This window comes from Gordonia sp. LMA167, from assembly GCF_058130025.1.
In genome coordinates this window covers 702,851-718,419 of record NZ_CM176708.1, presented here as the reverse complement: position 1 = coordinate 718,419, position 15,569 = coordinate 702,851, and the positions used below count along the sequence as shown (strand labels likewise).

The following is a 15,569-nucleotide window of genomic DNA, read 5'->3' as shown; positions in this document are numbered from 1 at the left end:
GATGCGGGGTGAACGCCGATGTTGTGGCCTTGGGTCACACGATGACTCGCACCGCCGATGGCGGCGCGGTCCGATCAGCGGCTGCTCGGGCTTGCCGAGACGAGCACCCTGCCGGTGGATGGGTCGTCGGCGCCCACCAACGTCCGCAGCCTGTTCTCGGTGATGATCTGGATGCGTTGACCTCGGCGTTTGCGTTCCCGCACTGCGTATAGCTTGCGGCCTTCGGACCCGCCGACGGTGTTGGCGATCCGTGGGGCACGCACCAGCACGGTGGTGTCGTCGGTGACGGCACGCTGAACTGTTGCCCCGGCATCCTGGATCAGTTGGCTCATCTCGTGCTGGGTGCCGGTGTCGAACTTTCCCGTCACCACCACGTGGTGGCCACGCAACGACGACGGGCTGCGACTGTTCGTGCGCATGTCCACCCACTTGAGTTCGGCCAACGCGTCGCGTGCCTCGGTGGCGTCGACGTAACGCATCCCGCGATGGGCGGTCGCGTGCCAGATCCAGCATTTGAGGTCTTCGGGGGCGTCGACGGTCCGAATCCGCGCGATGTCGACGTTGGTCCAGTCCTCGCCGGTCAAGAGCGCGCTGGCCAGTAGCCCGACCTGGAACACGTCGAGCCAGGTGGCCCAGTGGCGTCGGTCCTCGATGTCGGTGGGTGAGTACGCGGGTGTGTAGGCGTCGATGGGTGAGCGCTGCGGGGTCAGCGAATGCTTCGAGATGCCGAAGTCGCCGAGCACCAGGTGTCCGTCCCGGAGAAAGACATTGTCCGGTTTGATGTCCCGGTGGGTCACGCCGGCCGCATGCATGAGGGCGAGGACTTTCAGGATGCGGAGGATCTCGCGCCGGACATCGGTGGGCGACCACCCGGCCCACTGGCCGTTCTGGATGCGATCGGCCACGGTGCCCTCGTGGAGATACTCCGACACCAGCACGTAGCGGGTTGGTGTCCGCGAGCCGGTGCTGAACGCGAACGTGTCGAGCAGCTCGATCACCTCGGGGTATCCGGCGAGCAACCCGCCGAAATGGGCCTCGCCATGCCAGTCGCTGGCAGAACCGCACACCTTCACACACACGGTGCGCCGCTTGCGGTCGCTGCGTTGCGCCAGCTGATGCGCCAGGTAGACCTGCCCGTACCCACCGTCACCGATCCGCCGTTCGATCCGGTAGCGCCGGCCTTCGTCGCTGGTGATCACCTGGCCGATACGGAGACGCGGTGCGGTCATGAATTCACGGTAGCCGCTTATGAATCCGTGCCGATCGGGAGTCCGGGTTCGGGCTCGCGGCTGTCGACGCATCAGACGATGTCGTCGGGGACGCCGACCCGGCACGACCCACCACGGCCACCTCCCTGGGAGGTGGCCGTGGCGGGTGGACGGATCGATCAGTTCAGCGACCGCTGGTCGACCGGCGGGTTGCCCACCAGGTGGGAGTTGTTGTATCCGGTCTGGGCGCCGTTCGCACCGCCCCGGAAGTCGTGCTTGACGTCACCCTGGGTGCCGAACGCGCCGAACGCACCCGCGCCCGAACCGGGTGCCGGCTTGGACGACTCGCACCCCTGCGACGACTGGTCGCAGTACGCCGCCGACGCCGTCCCGACGCCGAGGGCGAGCCCGAGGACTGCGCCGAGTCCGACGACGCCTGCCACGATCTTTCTGGCCATACTCTTCTCCTTCTCTTCTTCGGATCGGACGATCCGCAACGCTCACCTCCCTGAGGTCGGGGGATGGGCGCAGCGAAAGGGCCGATCAAAGACTGGGGACATCACCGTCTGCCGGCGATCGTCGTCCGCACTTCAGATGCGGACACGCCCGTCGGGTGTCACGTCATGGCGTGAGTTCTCCGGAGCGCGCACGGTGAGACCGGTCGAGGTTTGATGATGTCTGTCGGTGGAGCCGGTCTGCTCAGACGACACCGATGAAGTCAGTTCTGTTGTGAGAAAGCGTGATCGGCGATCCAGATGCAGGAAGTGAATCGCGATCGCGGGTTGCGCGGGTCGGGGAGGAGCGCGGGTCGTCGGATGGGACGCGCATCCTCCTCATCCGCAGAGTCACCCGGGCTCCGTCTGTGATCCGCCAAATCCGTTCATCGGGAACGGAAACCGTATCCACTGGCCATATCGCGAGTGCACTGGACGTCGTTATCAGGACTGTGGAAGTCAGGACGAAGGTCGTCACCGGTTAGATGGAAAGGTCCCGGCTGTCACTGGGCAGAAGGTCCCGACTCCCGCGGACCGACATTGCGCATCACTCGCACGCCACCCCATCACCGTCGCCGTCCAACCGGGCGGCATAGCCGGGTTGACCCCGATGGAGCGGCGCGGCGCCGGCAGCCCGCACCGCGGCACAGTTCCGGTAGTACACCCCCGCGTCCGGCGCCGGGGCCACGTCACGCGGGGTGGTCGGCGTCTGTACCGGTGGGGCGGGCGGCGCGGTGCCCTCGGTGTGCCCAGAGGTGGCTGCCGCCGCGGGAATCATTGCGCCACAAGATGTCAACACCCGCTGCATCGCCGACTTCTCCGCGGTGGTCACCCAGAGCCGGTAGGTGGCCTTGACGTCGATCTGCCGGGAAACGTACGTACAGCGGTAGGACTTGTTCGGTGGCAGCCAGGTGGCGGCATCGCCGGCACCTTTCTGGCTGTTGGTCGGGCCGTCGGTGGGCTGCAGGTTGCGCGGGTCGTTTGCCAGGTCGCGGCGTTCATCGGCAGTCAACTGCTGTGCGCCCTTCTGCCAGGCGTCCATCAGCGCGACGACGTGATCGATCTGGACGGCGTTCGACGTGCCCTCGCCGCGGGTGAACGCGATGGCGCGACCGGTGTACGGGTCATGCAACGTGCCCGACAGCACCACGCAGCCGTGGGTACCCGGCTTGATCACCAGGTCGTCCAGGGATTTCAGCAGATCGTTGCGGGTGTCGCAGCCGTTGTGTCCGCCGGCGACGGTGACATCGTCCGACCATGGCTGCCCGAACTGGGCACGTTCGTAACCGGTCTTGGGTGCGCGGCCCTTGACCGGGAGCGTCTCCAGTGTGGTCAATGCGGCAGTGGCGGCCTGCGCGAGCGGCGTCGATGGGGCGGGGGCGGCGGATGAGTTCGTCGGTGCCGGCTGCGGGGCGCTCGATGACACCGAGCCGCCGGCGGCCGACGGACTCGCTCCGTCGTTGGCCGGCCCGCATCCGCTGACGCCGACCGCCACCAGTGTCGCCGCCAGCGCGCTGCCGACCTTCCATCTCATTGCGCACCGTACGGGCGGGGCAAGTGGCGAACTCATCAACAGTGTCTCCAGGCGGCGATCGACAACAACCCAGTCAAGCACGGATGGCCGAACGTCTCAAAGAGCGGCGGTTCGTACCGGCGATTCGCTTGTGCGACGAAAACCGTTGTCCGGCACAGAGCCGTCGCAGGAGCACGCGATTGCGACCGTCCCTGCGATGAGGAAAGCCTATGCAGTGCGACGATTCTCACGTATCGGTTTCCGGCCCACTCCCCTAAACTAACCAAATAGTACATAACGAGGAGTGATCCGATGTCGGCCCGCAACAGCGATGGCGCTGTGACCGTAGTGACAGATATCCCAGGGACGGTCGGTCCGTTGGAGGTCTCACGGACGGGGTCGGCGCGTCCAAGCGATGCGGATCTCATCGCGCTGGCGATCGGCGTCGAGGCCGATCTTGAGGACCCGGGCCTCTGGTTCATTCCGGACGGATATCGAAAGTCATTGGCATTGTGCCTGATCGATGCCGTCTACTCGGCCGGCGCGTACGACACGTCGACTGCGAACGTGGTGGCCCGCTACATCGCCTACCGCGCCGAATGTGGTGGCGATGCTTACACCGACAGCTTGGATGACCTGCTCTCGACATTCGAAGTCCTTGGTGGATATCACAATTGGGCCTACCGCATCGGAAATCAGTGCCGGGCGACGGCGGGCACCCCGATCAAGGCGGAAGCGGTGTGGCAGCTGGCCGAACGGTTCGTCGCCCAGGGTGTGAACACCACCGACGATCTGCGCGTCGCCGCTGCCGACGGGCGACTCGCCGATCTGAAGACGACGTGGTGCGCGACACCTGGACAACGCACCGGCATCGCCTGGGATTATGGCCTGATGCTCGCCGGCGTTGCCGGTGGGCGGGTCAGCCGACTGGTCGCCCGATACGTTGCGCGCGCGCTCGACCGAAGCTCTGTGGACACGGCGTACGCCGCAGAGCTGATGGCGGCGCTCGCGGAACGGCAGGGCTGGGACCTGATCGCCTTCGACCACAGTGTGTGGCTGTTCGAGTCCAGTCGACAGGCCAGTCGCGCGGGCCGTCGCTGAAACGCTGGCTCAACGTCCCGTTGGGGATGACCATTGCCATCTCTGACCACTCGGTCTACATTTAGACCATGCGGTCAAAGAGTCCGAGCGGGCGAACCTTCGCCGACGAAGCGCGCCGACAACAGCTCGTGTCGTGCGCCGTCGAGCTGATCGCCGAGGTCGGCTATCCGTCGGCCTCGCTCGCGAAGATCGCCGAACGAGCCGAGATCGCGAAGAGTGCTGTGCTGTATCACTTTCGCGGAAAGGATGAGCTGGTCGCCGCGATCGTCGAAGCGGTGTTCACGGCGTCGGCGACGGTGATCGTGCCGCGCGTCGTCGCCGCGGAATCCCCGACGGCACGACTGACGGCGTACATCGACGCCAACGGAGAATTCCTGGATGGACATCGACGCGAGGCGATCGCCCTCTACGAGATCTCGATCGGGTACCGCGACGGCGCCGGTCGACGGTTCGACCAAGCCATCCAATCCTCCGTCGATCAGGACGGGGTGCCGCCGGAGTTCGCGCTCCTCGATCCGGTCACGATCCTGGCCGAGGGCATCCGCGGTGGCGATTTCACCACGTCCGCCGACCCCGCCGTGTTGAAGAACATTCTGCGCGCCAGCCTCGACGGCGCGGTCAGCGAACTGTCCCGCGACCACACCTACGACGTCATCGCGCACACCGACGCCCTCCGAGACCTCTTCCTCACCGCGATCGGAGCCCACAGATGAGTCCACGTATCACGATCCTGGCGTTCGGCACGACAGGCGATGTCGCGCCGCTGACCGGCCTGGCCGCGCGTCTGCGCGACGACCTCGGGGCCGCGGTGGCGATCGCCGCGCAACATCCGTATCGGCGGATGATCGCCGACGCCGGATTCGAGTTCCGGTTGCTTCCCCGTGACACCGAAGCGGACACCCGCGCCTCGACCTATGGACAGGCGATGGTGGACGGTCGACGACTCAAGCCCTCCAAGGACGCCCTGGCCGGTATGCGCGACGACCTGGCCGGCGTCGGCGAAGCCATGGCCCAAGCGGGTGAGGACGCCGATCTCCTCTTGTGCGAAGGGCCCGTCGGGGGCCTGCTCGGCTGGCACGTCGCCGAAGCCCTCGACGTGCCGAGCGCCGCGCTGATGCTGCAACCATCCAGTCCGACCGGTGATTTCGCGCCCCCACCACTGGGCACACGGTCCTACGGCCGGATCGGCAACCGCGCCGCCTGGCAGCTCGCCGCCGTGGGGGAGAAGCTGTTCACCCCGCTCGTCGACGACCTGCGCGCCGGCCTGGGATTGCCGCATCAGTCGCGGCGCAACTACCAGCGCCGCAAGCAACAGGTGTGGCCGCAGCTCTACGGATACAGCAGGCATGTGGTTCCGCGGCCCGCTGACTGGCCCGATCACGTCCACGTCACCGGTTACTGGTGGCCGACCAAAGATGTCGAATACGAACCCTCACAGGATCTTCGGGACTTTCTCGATGACGGTCCCCCGCCGATCTACGTCGGCCTGGGCAGCACGGCGATCAGCAGCGGAGCACAGCTGAGCCACCTTCTCGCAGAGGCTCTTCGTGCGAGCGGTCAGCGGGCGGTCATCCAGCACGGCTGGGCCCACCTCGACACCGACGGTGGTCGCGACCTCTGCAGTGTGGGTGAGATTCCCCATCACTGGCTGTTCCCCCGTGTCGCCGCGGCCGTGCATCATTGCGGTGCCGGAACCACCGCCGCCACCCTGCGTGCCGGCATTCCCAGCGTGGCGCTCCCGGGCATCATGGACCAGCCGTTCTGGGCGCAGCGCTTGCATCAACTCGGCTGTGCCCCAACACCGATCGCACGTGCCACGGCGAACGTCGACGAACTCGTCGGGGCCCTGACCGCGGTGGCCGTGGACAGTTCGGGGTACCGGAAGGCCGCGGGACGCATGTCGTCGATGATCACTGCCGAAGACGGCGCGGGCGCCGCAACCCGCATTGTCGAGGCCCTGCTCGACACCCCGAGGTCTGCGACGCGGCCGTGACGGTGCGACGGGCCGAACGCTACCTGGTGTGACATCGACGCCTTCTTCGCCCACCTCCCGACGGAGTGAGCCGCGAGTCTCCTCAGGACGTGGCGTCCGCCCCCCGCACCCCACCTGACTCCGCCCGTGCGACCGCCAATGCCGCCCCGAACGCCATGACGCCCTCGAACCCACTCGGGTCGATCCCGCTCAACGACGCCACCTTGTGGAGCCGGTTGTTGACTGTGTTCGGATGGACGCCGAGCGTCCGAGCGGTGCGGGCGCGGTCCATGTCGCAGCGCAGGTAGTGCTCGAGGAATTCGACGAGTTCGGGGAACGGTTCGATGGGCTCCAGCACGCGGCGGATATGAGTGCCGGCCGGGCTCGGCCGCGTCAGCTGGTAGGGGAGTGCGACGTCGGCGAGCCGATAGATGACGCGTTCGGCGTGGTGTCCCGCCGACAGTCGCAGCACCCCCGACGCCAACCTCCCCGCCGACGGCACGTCCGTGATGGGCACGTCCTGCACCAGCCCGGCCCGGATCGGGACGTCCACCGATGACCGGATGCGTTCGACCAACTCTTCGGCGACTTCCTGTGCCGACGACCGACCATCCGAGTCCACCGGCATGAGCAGGTGCCCGCCCGCCGGGCCCAGCGTGGTCAGCGTCTGGTTGGTGCGATGGAACTCGGGCAGCGAGAGGATCTTGCGCATCTTCCGACGTCCGGCCACCAGCCGCCCGGTCGCATCCTCGATGAGTTCGTCCGGTGTCGACGAGATCTCCAACGCCAGCACGTGGTACGCCTCGGCCAGTGCGATCCGAAAGCGGTCGGCATAGGGGCGGGCTTCCTGCCCGTCGAGGATCATGCGCGCCACGAGGTGCCCGGCACTGCTCTTCTCGCTGTCGAGGATGACCTTTTCCTGTTCATAGGCATCGACGAGGGTCGCGGAGTAGGTACCGAACAGCGCGATCAGCGCGGTGCCCAGGTAGGCCATCTGGTCGGTCTCATCGGGTCGGGCGACCACTGTCGCCTCGGCCCAGAAGCCTTCGAATCCGCGTTGCCAATTCCGGATCACCACTGACAGCGGCACACCCTCGTCGGCGCGCTGCACGGCGATCGCTCGCGCCGGCCGCAGGTCGTCGTCGCTGGGTGTGGCATTCGCGCGTAGCGCCCGGAAGATCGCCACCATGTTCGTCCGCGCCACCCACGGCACCTCGGTGAACCGGATCTCCGGCGGCAGGGCGCGGAGCGCCTCGGACGTCGCCCAATCCGAATGCTTGACGATCTCAGCCGCACGACCCTGCAACCGATTGATCAGATCGTCGATCCCCTCCGGTGGTGGGGTTGGCGTCAGCGCGGTCATCTCCGTCCTCCCACTCTTGTGCGATCGCACATCCAAATGCGGAGCTTCCTGTGCCGGCGCGCCATTGCGATGGGCGATAGCCCACCTTACCGTGGAGACGTAGCAGAAATTGTGATGTGAACCACGATGATGTCGCCGTACAGCTTGCGCCACCGAACAGCCCCGAAGCGCCGGCGTCGGTGCGTACCCGCTGCCCCACCTCCCGGGCGCCGATCCCCAGGCGCGACCACGAGAACACGCAAGGAAACACGATGGACCAATCGACCACCCGTCCACCCAGTACGACGGCGACGCTCACTCCCGAGCCTGCGCAGCCGGACCGGCGCGGCCGCACCGATCGCCGAGCGATGACCATCGGCGGCGCCCGTGCCTGGGTGATCACCGCGATGTTGATGATCCTCATGATGATCAACTTCGCCGACAAGGCGGTGCTGGGTCTGGCCGCCACGAGTATTCGCGCGGAGTTCGGGCTCACCGCCCAGCAGTACGGCACCATCTCGAGTGCCTTCTTCCTGCTGTTCAGCCTGTCCGCGCTGGTCATCGGCCATCTCGCCGACCGCTTCAGCACCCGCAGGGTGCTGCTGGTCCTGGCGCTGATCTGGTCGGCCGCGATGCTGCCGGTCATCGGCCCGGCGGGATTCCTGGTCATCCTGGCCTCCCGCGTGGTGCTCGGTGCCGCGGAAGGTCCGGCGTTCGGCGTGGCGCAGCACGCCGTGCACAAGTGGTTCAAGGACGCCGATCGCAGCATGCCGACGGCATGGCTGACGGTTGCGACGTCGCTGGGCGTGATCGTCGGCGCACCGACGCTGTCCTGGCTGATCGCCGCCCACGGCTGGCGCTCGGCGTTCATCGCCGTCGCGGTCGTCGGCGTGGTGTGGAGTGCGGTGTGGCTGATGGTCGGCCGTGACGGCCCGATCGATGTGCACACGACCACTGCCACCGCCGACGACGCCGTCCGCCCCGTCGATCGTGTGCACGTGCCGCTGCGGAAGATCCTGGGCTCGCGGACCTGGATCGGCTGCGCGCTGAGCGCATTCGCCGGGTATTGGGCGGTGGCACTGCTGATCGCCTGGGTGCCTGCCTACCTGACCGACGACCTCGGATACAGCAAGGCGACCACCGGAACTCTCACCGCGCTTCCGTGGATCGTCGGAGTGATCGGTTTGCTCGCACAAGGTTTCGGCACCCAACGCCTGATGCGCAAGGGCGTCTCGAGCCGATGGGCTCGCGGTGTGCTGCCCGGCGCCATCGCCGTGGTCTCGGGTATCTGCATCCTGCTGGCGATGGCTGTCCACGGCAACGGCGCGATCATCATCTTCCTGTCCATCGGGCTCGGCCTGTGCGGCGTGGCGTTCGCCGCGGGCGCCGTGGCCTGTGGGCAGATCGCACCCGTCGGGCAGCGCGGCGCCGTCCTCGGAGCGTTCGTCGCCGTCTACTCACTGGCGGGCGTCATCGCGCCGTACGTCGCCGGTGTCCTCATCGACCGCGCCGGGAGCGACCCCACGTCCGGATACACGGCAGTCTTCGCGCTCACCGGCGCCATCGTGATCGTCGGCGGACTGTTCGCCGTGACCCTGATCAGCCCGGACCGAGACGCCGCCCGACTCGCGGCCGCCGCCCGCCCGGCCTGACCCACCGCTCACACCGCACCCTTCCCCACATCTGACCCTTGAACGGAGAACTTGTGTCTCACACCAGCAAACCCGCCACCTCCCACACTGCCGCCGTCAACGAGGCCGTCCTCGACGCCCTGCCCTTCGAAGATCGACGGGCCTTCGACGACGCCCACCGCGGCTTCATCGCCACCCTGGACCCGATGGTGATCACCGACGACACCGGCCGCATCGTGTGGGATCTGGAACGCTTCGCCTTCCTGCAGGATGAGGCCCCCGCGACCGTCAACCCCAGCCTGTGGCGGATGTCCCAGCTGCACACCGCACACGGCCTGTTCAAGGTCGCCGAGCGCATCTACCAGCTCCGCGGCTTCGACATCTCCAACATGACCATCATCGAAGGTGACACCGGCTACATCGTCGTCGACCCGCTCACCTCCGTCGAATGCGCGCGCGCCGCAATGGAGCTGGCGTACGAGAACCTCGGCCACAAACCGATCCACGCGATCATCTACACCCACAGCCACGCCGACCACTTCGGTGGCGTCAAGGGCATCATCTCCAACGACGACGTGACCAGCGGCGCCGTGCGGATCGTCGCGCCGCTCGGCTTCCTCGAGCACGCCGTCAGCGAGAACGTGTACGCCGGCAACGCCATGATCCGCCGGGCGCAGTACATGTACGGACAGAACCTGCCGGTCAGCGACAGTGGTGTGGTGTCCACCGGTCTGGGCATCGCGCTGTCACAGGGACAGATGAGCCTGCTCCAACCCACCGACGTGATCTCCGGCAGCGGTCAGGAACTGGTGCTCGACGGCGTTCGGTTCGAATTCCAGTACACCCCGGACTCCGAAGCGCCCGCAGAGATGCACTTCTACCTGCCCGACATGCGCGCACTCTGCTTGGCCGAGAACGTGTCTCACCACATGCACAACCTGTACACGCTGCGCGGCGCGCAGGTGCGTGACTCGTTGGGCTGGAGCCGCTACCTCGACGAGGCACTGCAGCGCTACGGTGCCATCTCCGACGTGATGTTCATCTGCCACCAGTGGCCGGTGTGGGGCTCCGACGCGATCTGCGACCTGCTCGCCGAGCAGCGCGACCTCTACCGCTACATGCACGACGAGACACTGCGGCTGGCCGCACACGGGCACACGATGGTCGAGATCGCCGAGATGATCGAACTGCCCGAAGGACTCGCCACCTCCTGGGCGGCCCGCGGCTACTACGGGTCGCTCAACCACAACGTCAAGGGCGTGTACCAGAAGTACCTGGGCTGGTTCGACGCCAACCCGGCCACTCTGCATCCGCATGCGCCGGTCGAGACGGGCAAGCGGTATGTCGAGTTCATGGGCGGCGCCGACGAAGTGCTCCGCAAGGCGCGCAGCGCATTTGACGACGGCGACTACCGTTGGGTGGCGCAGGTGGTCAATCATGTGGTGTTCGCCGACCCGGACAACACCGCCGCACGCGAACTGCAGGCCGATGCGCTCGAACAGCTCGGCTACCAGAGTGAGTCGGCGCCGTGGCGCAACTTCTACCTGACCGGCGCGCAGGATCTGCGCCAGGGCGTGCATACCGACGAGTCGGCGTTGGGTGCCAACGAGGTCGTCGGTGCGATGACCGTCGACATGCTGCTCGACTACCTCGCCATCCGGGTCAACGGCCCGAAGGCCAGTGGCCGCAAGTTCACTCTGCTGCTTGATGTTTCCGACATCGGCGACACATGGCACGCCGAGCTGACCCATGGGGTGCTCAACTGCACGCCCGCTCAGCCCGACTCCGACGCCGACGCTACGATGCGACTGACCAAGCCGGCCCTGACCGGTTTGGCACTCGGCGCCGTGCAGCTCGCCGACGCGGTCTCGGCCGGGATGGTGGAACTGTCGGGGGACGAGGCGCTCGCGTACGACCTGTTCGCCCTGCTGGACACGTTCAGCCGGTCGTTCAACATCGTCACCCCGTGAGGTCGCGGGCGATGTCGGGGGCAGGCGAAGGCATCACGTTCGACGACACGACCCAGGGCCCGGTGCCGGATACCGAGCCAGACTACCGGTTCACCCTGGCCAACGAGCGCACCTTCCTCGCCTGGATACGCACCGCCCTCGCGTTGCTGGCCGCCGGTGTCGCCGCCGAGGAGTTGATCGGCGGCGGCACAGGCAATGTCGATCACTCGGTCCTCGCGGTGACGTGCGTGGTGGTGGCCACCGTGCTGTCGTTGGGCGCGTTCTACCGGTGGCGCCGGCTGCAGGCGGCGATGCGGCGCAGTGACCCGCTGCCGCCGGCCACCATCGTCCGTGTCACCGTCGGGGGAGTGTGCGCCATCGCGCTGGTGTGCGTGGTGGTCGTGATCCTGTGACGACGACCCACCGCGATCCCGGCCTGCAGCCGGAGCGCACGCTCTTGGCTTGGCGCCGAACAACATTGACCGCAACTGGGGTTCTGTTGCTGTGCAGTCGGGCATTGTTGGGCCATCACACCGCTGCGCATGCGGTGGCGGTCGTACTGAGTGTTGTTGTCGTGGACGCGTTGTGCGGTGGCATGGCGCAACGGGCGCGGCGATACCGGGTCGATCCCCGGTGTGGCGAGGAGGCGTCGTCGGGGATGCTGATGCTGATCGCGGCGGGGATCGGGTGTGTCGGGGTGACGGTGCTGGCCGGGTAGACGGCGGCGCGGCTGCCGAGCTCTGCGCCTACCCGGTCAGCGAGAACGGGTGCACGCTGTTGATCGGGTCGGTGAGCGTCAGGAACGACGGATGGGTGACACCCCATTGCCCCCGCAGCAGGGTGATGGTCTGGACCGCGGCCCGGTACAGCTGTTTGCGGCCGAACTCCCGGATGAATTCGTCCTTGCGGGACAAGTGTCGCCAGTCGAGCGCCTCGAACGTTCGCTGCGTTTGTTCCCACTCGGGTTGGTGTGAGCCGACCAGGGCACTCTTGGGCACCGTGGCGCGGATGCGACCGGCGCGGTTGGCCCGGAAGGCGACGAGGAGCTGGTCGCGGTTGCCGACGGGATGGGCCAGATCGATGAACTCGAACGACCCGAATCGCAGATCGCCGAGACGCGCGGCGAGATCTTCGGTGAACTCGCGCCAGGATTCGGCGATCTGGTCCTCGTATCCGCCGACTCCGTCGAACTCGTAGTCGTCGTAGGCCTCGGTGGTCATGGTCCTCCTTGGTCGGTGGGCGGACCGGCAGCTGCCGATGACAACGAAGATACGAGCGGGGTCCGACATGTTCTGCTGATGTGCGATGTCGCCGATCCGGGGCGGCGATCAGCGCAGAGACATTCGAGAGTTGTTCGGAGCCATCGACAGGCTGATCGACCACCGCCAGTGTCAGGGCAGGCCTGCCTTGTCGAACTCGGCTTGCATTCGCGGCCGGTTACGATGGTCGTCCCGCAATTCTGCGATGAAGGTGTCGACGTTGTCGGCCCGGTCGGTACCTTTGGCCAGCTTCCGCATTCGTTTGAGGAGCCGGGCGGCGGCCTTGTAGTGGCTGACCCCCGTGTGCTCGAGCTCGGCGTAAGCCAGCTCGGTGATGGGGCCCAGCACGGCGAGCGGGTCGATCTTCTCGTATGCCTTGATGAGATCGAGCCACAGCGCCCCGTCGGTCAGAGACAGGGCTTGCGCCTGCTCCCACGCGCGGTGCGGATCGCGCAGTGTGGTGAGGGTGAACAGGACCGCCTGACGTGGGTCGTCGTCGAGCGCCGTGGTCACTTCGTCGGACACGGCGGCCCACTCGTCGCCGGCGGCGGCATAGAGACGCGCGGCGGTGGCCGACGTCGGCCACCGCCGGAACACCTCGAGGCTGACGTTGAGCAGATCGTCCGGCCGATGCGCGGCCACCAGGTCACACCATGTTGACGACGCCGCCAACGCCTGATGTCCCGTGTCGTGCTCGGTGGCGCGTTGTGCCCACTCGATCGCCAGGTCGTATTCGTCGATCTCGGCGAGTGCCTGCGCGGTGTCCTCCAACCAGACGGCCCGCTGCTGGTCGCGGGCGTGCGTGCGGATGACCGCGTCGATATCCCGGTAGAAGATCGCGAGACGACCGTCGTTGTACGCCAACAGGAATCGGGTATGGCGGTCGGGGTCGTGCCAACCCTCCGGCTCCGGTGGCAAACTCGCCCGGATGTCGTCGAGTCGCTGACGATAGCGCTGCATCCCGACGTCGGCCAGCGCCTGCGCGTAGCCCACCGGGTCGATGGTGAAGAAGTCGCAGTCATTGTGGAACTGGAACTTGATCATCCAGTCGACCAGTTTGGCCGGCGAGACGAGCGCCGGACCGGAGAGATCGGCGTGTAGCGCCAATAGGCTGCGAATGGCGTCGCCCATGATTCCGCTGGAGTCGTCGGCACGCATGATCACCTTCTGCGCCGACGCGATCGCTTTCTGCGTGACGTCGAAGACCTCGGCGGGATCACCGTGCCCTGCCGCCTCCTGCAAGATGGCGACTGCGTCCTGCATCCGGGCGCCATGCGCGTTGGATGCCCGCCAGGTGTGCAGGTCGGCCCGCGTCCGGATCAGAGGGAGTGCGTCGTCGGCGAGTTGGGTCATGTTCACCATTGTGACCAATGGGCGTCTCACCTGGCCGGGGCTGGTCGAGTCAGTGCGGACAGGGCGACTCACGCCCGCCCGAGCAACTCCACCGCCATGTCCCGCGCGAGGTCGAACGCGTCCGCGGTGACCCCCATCCCCGACGTCACCAACGCTCCCTCGTGTACCAGCAGCAGACGCTCGGCCAGTGCGTGGGGGTCCGGGTGGCCGGCATCGGCCGCGATACCGGCGAACAGCCCTAACATCCACTGCTTCTGTCCGACGATGACCGGATAGGCCGGATGGGTGGGGTCGCTGATCTCGGCGTGTGCGTTGATCATGCTGCAGCCCTTGTGTCCGCGCTCGGCCATCCAGTCCCGCCCGGCGTCGAACACCGCGGCCAACCGGCGCTCCGGCGACGGGCCGGCCGCGTCCAGGCGGTCCTGCAGGTACTCACGCCATTGTGCGTCGCGGGCCCGCAGGTACTCGACCACCAGCTGTTCCTTCGACCCGAACCGGTCATACAGGGTGCGTTTGGTGACCCCGGCCTCCGCGGCGATCGACTCGACTCCCACCGCGTGGATGCCGTGCTCGTAGAACAAGTCGGATGCCGCGGTCAGGATCACCCGGGCCTTGGGGGTCCACTCGACTTCGGTACTCACCTTGCAAATACTACACCGATCGGTAAAGTCGCTTACATGCGAACTTCACCGATCGGTATACCTGCGGGCTGGGTGACACCCGTGCTGTCCGCGTTGTTCGTCGTGTGCTGGTCGTCGGGATTCATCGGCGCCAAGCTCGGCGCCGCCGACGCCCCACCACAGACTGTGCTGATGTGGCGGTTCATGCTGATCGCCGTGGTGCTCGGAGTGGTCTTCGGGGTGAAGCGACGGCGCGCGGCGATACCGTCGATGTCGTTGCGCCAGTGGGGTATCCAGATGGCGATAGGCGTGCTGTCGCAGGCGGGCTACACAGGCACCGTGTACTGGGCGATCGCGCTGGGCGTCAGCACCGGGACGACCGCGTTGGTCGATGGGATACAACCACTGGTGGTCGCCGCGCTCGCCGGGCCGATCCTGGGTGCGGTCACCCTCGGGCGGCAGTGGTGGGGGCTGCTCGTCGGCGCGGCGGGCGTGCTGGTGGTGACCGGCACGGATGCGACCGCCTCGGGCGCGCACGCGCCGTGGTGGGCCTACCTCGTACCGCTGGGCGGCATGGCCGCGCTGGTGGCGGCGACTTTCCTGGACCGACGCGCACCCGCCACACCGCCACAGATGCTGGCGCTGGCCATCCATTGCGGGACGTCGGCGGTGTTCTTCGCGGTGGCGTGTGTGGCGACCGGCGAGGCGATACCGCCGATGGCGGGGAGCTTCTGGATGGCGGTCGCGTGGCTGATGTTCGTGTCGACCGTCGGCGGCTACGGCCTGTACTGGGTGATGCTCGCCCGGGTGGGTGTCACCTCGGTGAACTCGCTGTTGTTCCTGATGCCGCCGGTCACGGCGGTGTGGGGAGGGGTCATGTACGGCGAACCCTTCACCGTCACAACGGCTCTCGGATTGGCGATGGCGCTGGGCGCGACGTGGGTGGTCAAGCGGTCGGCGCGGACCGAGCCGGCGGCGCGAACGGAGGAATCCGGTGAACTCGTGAAGGATTCCGGCATCGATCAGGGGGCGGAGGTCTCTTTCCGGCGTTCGACTGCAGGTCATTGTCGGGCGTAAGTGAGGGTATGGCTCGGTGGTCCCATCACGTGTCGCGGGCCGAGGCGCGC

Annotated in this window: 15 protein-coding genes; 8 read left to right on the top strand and 7 right to left on the bottom strand. The window is 67.0% G+C overall.

The genetic code is table 11. The annotated features are described in order from the left end of the window. Positions 1-74: 74 nt before the first annotated feature. The 3 genes from ACVT6V_RS03275 to ACVT6V_RS03265 all read right to left on the bottom strand — a co-directional run bounded on the left by ACVT6V_RS03275 (position 75) and on the right by ACVT6V_RS03265 (position 3,236). Positions 75-1,229, bottom strand: a complete 1,155-nt coding sequence (locus ACVT6V_RS03275) for a protein kinase domain-containing protein (RefSeq protein ID WP_489898379.1) — start codon at positions 1,227-1,229, stop codon at positions 75-77. Positions 1,230-1,387: 158 nt separating this feature from the next. Further along, the gene (locus ACVT6V_RS03270; RefSeq protein WP_489898378.1) at positions 1,388-1,666 is read right to left on the bottom strand and encodes a hypothetical protein; all 279 of its coding nucleotides are present in this window, start codon (positions 1,664-1,666) and stop codon (positions 1,388-1,390) included. A gap of 583 nt (positions 1,667-2,249) precedes the next feature. Further along, positions 2,250-3,236, bottom strand: a complete 987-nt coding sequence (locus ACVT6V_RS03265) for a GmrSD restriction endonuclease domain-containing protein (RefSeq protein WP_489898377.1) — start codon at positions 3,234-3,236, stop codon at positions 2,250-2,252. A gap of 318 nt (positions 3,237-3,554) precedes the next feature. Here ACVT6V_RS03265 and ACVT6V_RS03260 point away from each other — a divergent pair, with 318 nt between their 5' ends. From ACVT6V_RS03260 to ACVT6V_RS03250, 3 genes are all read left to right on the top strand, one after another. Next, positions 3,555-4,316, top strand: a complete 762-nt coding sequence (locus ACVT6V_RS03260; RefSeq protein ID WP_489898376.1) for a DUF8548 family protein — start codon at positions 3,555-3,557, stop codon at positions 4,314-4,316. A 68-nt stretch (positions 4,317-4,384) separates the two neighbouring features. Next, a complete protein-coding gene (locus tag ACVT6V_RS03255) occupies positions 4,385-5,029 on the top strand; it encodes a TetR/AcrR family transcriptional regulator (RefSeq protein ID WP_489898375.1) in 645 nt (214 codons plus the stop codon). Next, complete coding sequence (locus tag ACVT6V_RS03250) at positions 5,026-6,309, top strand: glycosyltransferase (protein WP_489898374.1); 1,284 nt, start codon at positions 5,026-5,028, stop codon at positions 6,307-6,309. Before ACVT6V_RS03255 ends, ACVT6V_RS03250 begins: the two co-directional genes overlap by 4 nt. Before the next feature lie 82 nt (positions 6,310-6,391). Here ACVT6V_RS03250 and ACVT6V_RS03245 read toward each other — a convergent pair whose 3' ends face one another. Further along, positions 6,392-7,651, bottom strand: coding sequence for a PucR family transcriptional regulator (locus ACVT6V_RS03245; RefSeq protein WP_489898373.1), 1,260 nt, complete (start codon positions 7,649-7,651; stop codon positions 6,392-6,394). A gap of 251 nt (positions 7,652-7,902) precedes the next feature. Between ACVT6V_RS03245 and ACVT6V_RS03240 the strand changes: the two genes are divergently transcribed. From ACVT6V_RS03240 to ACVT6V_RS03225, 4 genes are read left to right on the top strand one after another with little or no spacing between them, the layout of a single operon-like run. Next, positions 7,903-9,282: an MFS transporter gene (locus ACVT6V_RS03240; protein WP_489898372.1), complete on the top strand. Its 1,380-nt coding sequence runs from the start codon at positions 7,903-7,905 to the stop codon at positions 9,280-9,282. Positions 9,283-9,335: 53 nt separating this feature from the next. Beyond that, positions 9,336-11,231 (top strand): alkyl/aryl-sulfatase, encoded by a 1,896-nt coding sequence (locus ACVT6V_RS03235; protein WP_489898371.1) that lies wholly within the window; start codon positions 9,336-9,338, stop codon positions 11,229-11,231. 11 nt (positions 11,232-11,242) lie between these two features. Continuing rightward, entirely contained in the window at positions 11,243-11,623 is a 381-nt protein-coding gene (locus ACVT6V_RS03230) for a YidH family protein (RefSeq protein WP_489898370.1), read from the top strand. After that, a complete protein-coding gene (locus ACVT6V_RS03225; RefSeq protein WP_489898369.1) occupies positions 11,620-11,928 on the top strand; it encodes a DUF202 domain-containing protein in 309 nt (102 codons plus the stop codon). The genes ACVT6V_RS03230 and ACVT6V_RS03225 overlap by 4 nt, the downstream gene beginning before the upstream one ends. Before the next feature lie 28 nt (positions 11,929-11,956). Here ACVT6V_RS03225 and ACVT6V_RS03220 read toward each other — a convergent pair whose 3' ends face one another. The 3 genes from ACVT6V_RS03220 to ACVT6V_RS03210 form a co-directional block, all read right to left on the bottom strand. Continuing rightward, positions 11,957-12,430 (bottom strand): TY-Chap domain-containing protein, encoded by a 474-nt coding sequence (locus ACVT6V_RS03220; protein WP_489898368.1) that lies wholly within the window; start codon positions 12,428-12,430, stop codon positions 11,957-11,959. Between the two features lie 171 nt (positions 12,431-12,601). Beyond that, positions 12,602-13,822: a DUF6880 family protein gene (locus tag ACVT6V_RS03215; RefSeq protein ID WP_489898367.1), complete on the bottom strand. Its 1,221-nt coding sequence runs from the start codon at positions 13,820-13,822 to the stop codon at positions 12,602-12,604. Positions 13,823-13,890: 68 nt separating this feature from the next. After that, positions 13,891-14,463: a TetR/AcrR family transcriptional regulator gene (locus ACVT6V_RS03210; protein WP_489898366.1), complete on the bottom strand. Its 573-nt coding sequence runs from the start codon at positions 14,461-14,463 to the stop codon at positions 13,891-13,893. 36 nt (positions 14,464-14,499) lie between these two features. Between ACVT6V_RS03210 and ACVT6V_RS03205 the strand changes: the two genes are divergently transcribed. Continuing rightward, entirely contained in the window at positions 14,500-15,519 is a 1,020-nt protein-coding gene (locus tag ACVT6V_RS03205; RefSeq protein WP_489898365.1) for a DMT family transporter, read from the top strand. The last annotated feature ends 50 nt before the right edge of the window (positions 15,520-15,569 follow it).

What these genes read in the sequence shown, in the direction of transcription:
- ACVT6V_RS03265 (WP_489898377.1), bottom strand. Translation starts at nt 3,236, where the DNA reads ATGAGATGGAAGGTCGGCAGCGCGCTGGCGGCGACACTGGTGGCGGTC.
- ACVT6V_RS03275 (WP_489898379.1), bottom strand. Translation starts at nt 1,229, where the DNA reads ATGACCGCACCGCGTCTCCGTATCGGCCAGGTGATCACCAGCGACGAA.
- ACVT6V_RS03270 (WP_489898378.1), bottom strand. Translation starts at nt 1,666, where the DNA reads ATGGCCAGAAAGATCGTGGCAGGCGTCGTCGGACTCGGCGCAGTCCTC.
- ACVT6V_RS03220 (WP_489898368.1), bottom strand. Translation starts at nt 12,430, where the DNA reads ATGACCACCGAGGCCTACGACGACTACGAGTTCGACGGAGTCGGCGGA.
- ACVT6V_RS03240 (WP_489898372.1), top strand. Translation starts at nt 7,903, where the DNA reads ATGGACCAATCGACCACCCGTCCACCCAGTACGACGGCGACGCTCACT.
- ACVT6V_RS03205 (WP_489898365.1), top strand. Translation starts at nt 14,500, where the DNA reads ATGCGAACTTCACCGATCGGTATACCTGCGGGCTGGGTGACACCCGTG.
- ACVT6V_RS03255 (WP_489898375.1), top strand. Translation starts at nt 4,385, where the DNA reads ATGCGGTCAAAGAGTCCGAGCGGGCGAACCTTCGCCGACGAAGCGCGC.
- ACVT6V_RS03245 (WP_489898373.1), bottom strand. Translation starts at nt 7,651, where the DNA reads ATGACCGCGCTGACGCCAACCCCACCACCGGAGGGGATCGACGATCTG.
- ACVT6V_RS03230 (WP_489898370.1), top strand. Translation starts at nt 11,243, where the DNA reads ATGTCGGGGGCAGGCGAAGGCATCACGTTCGACGACACGACCCAGGGC.
- ACVT6V_RS03215 (WP_489898367.1), bottom strand. Translation starts at nt 13,822, where the DNA reads ATGACCCAACTCGCCGACGACGCACTCCCTCTGATCCGGACGCGGGCC.
- ACVT6V_RS03250 (WP_489898374.1), top strand. Translation starts at nt 5,026, where the DNA reads ATGAGTCCACGTATCACGATCCTGGCGTTCGGCACGACAGGCGATGTC.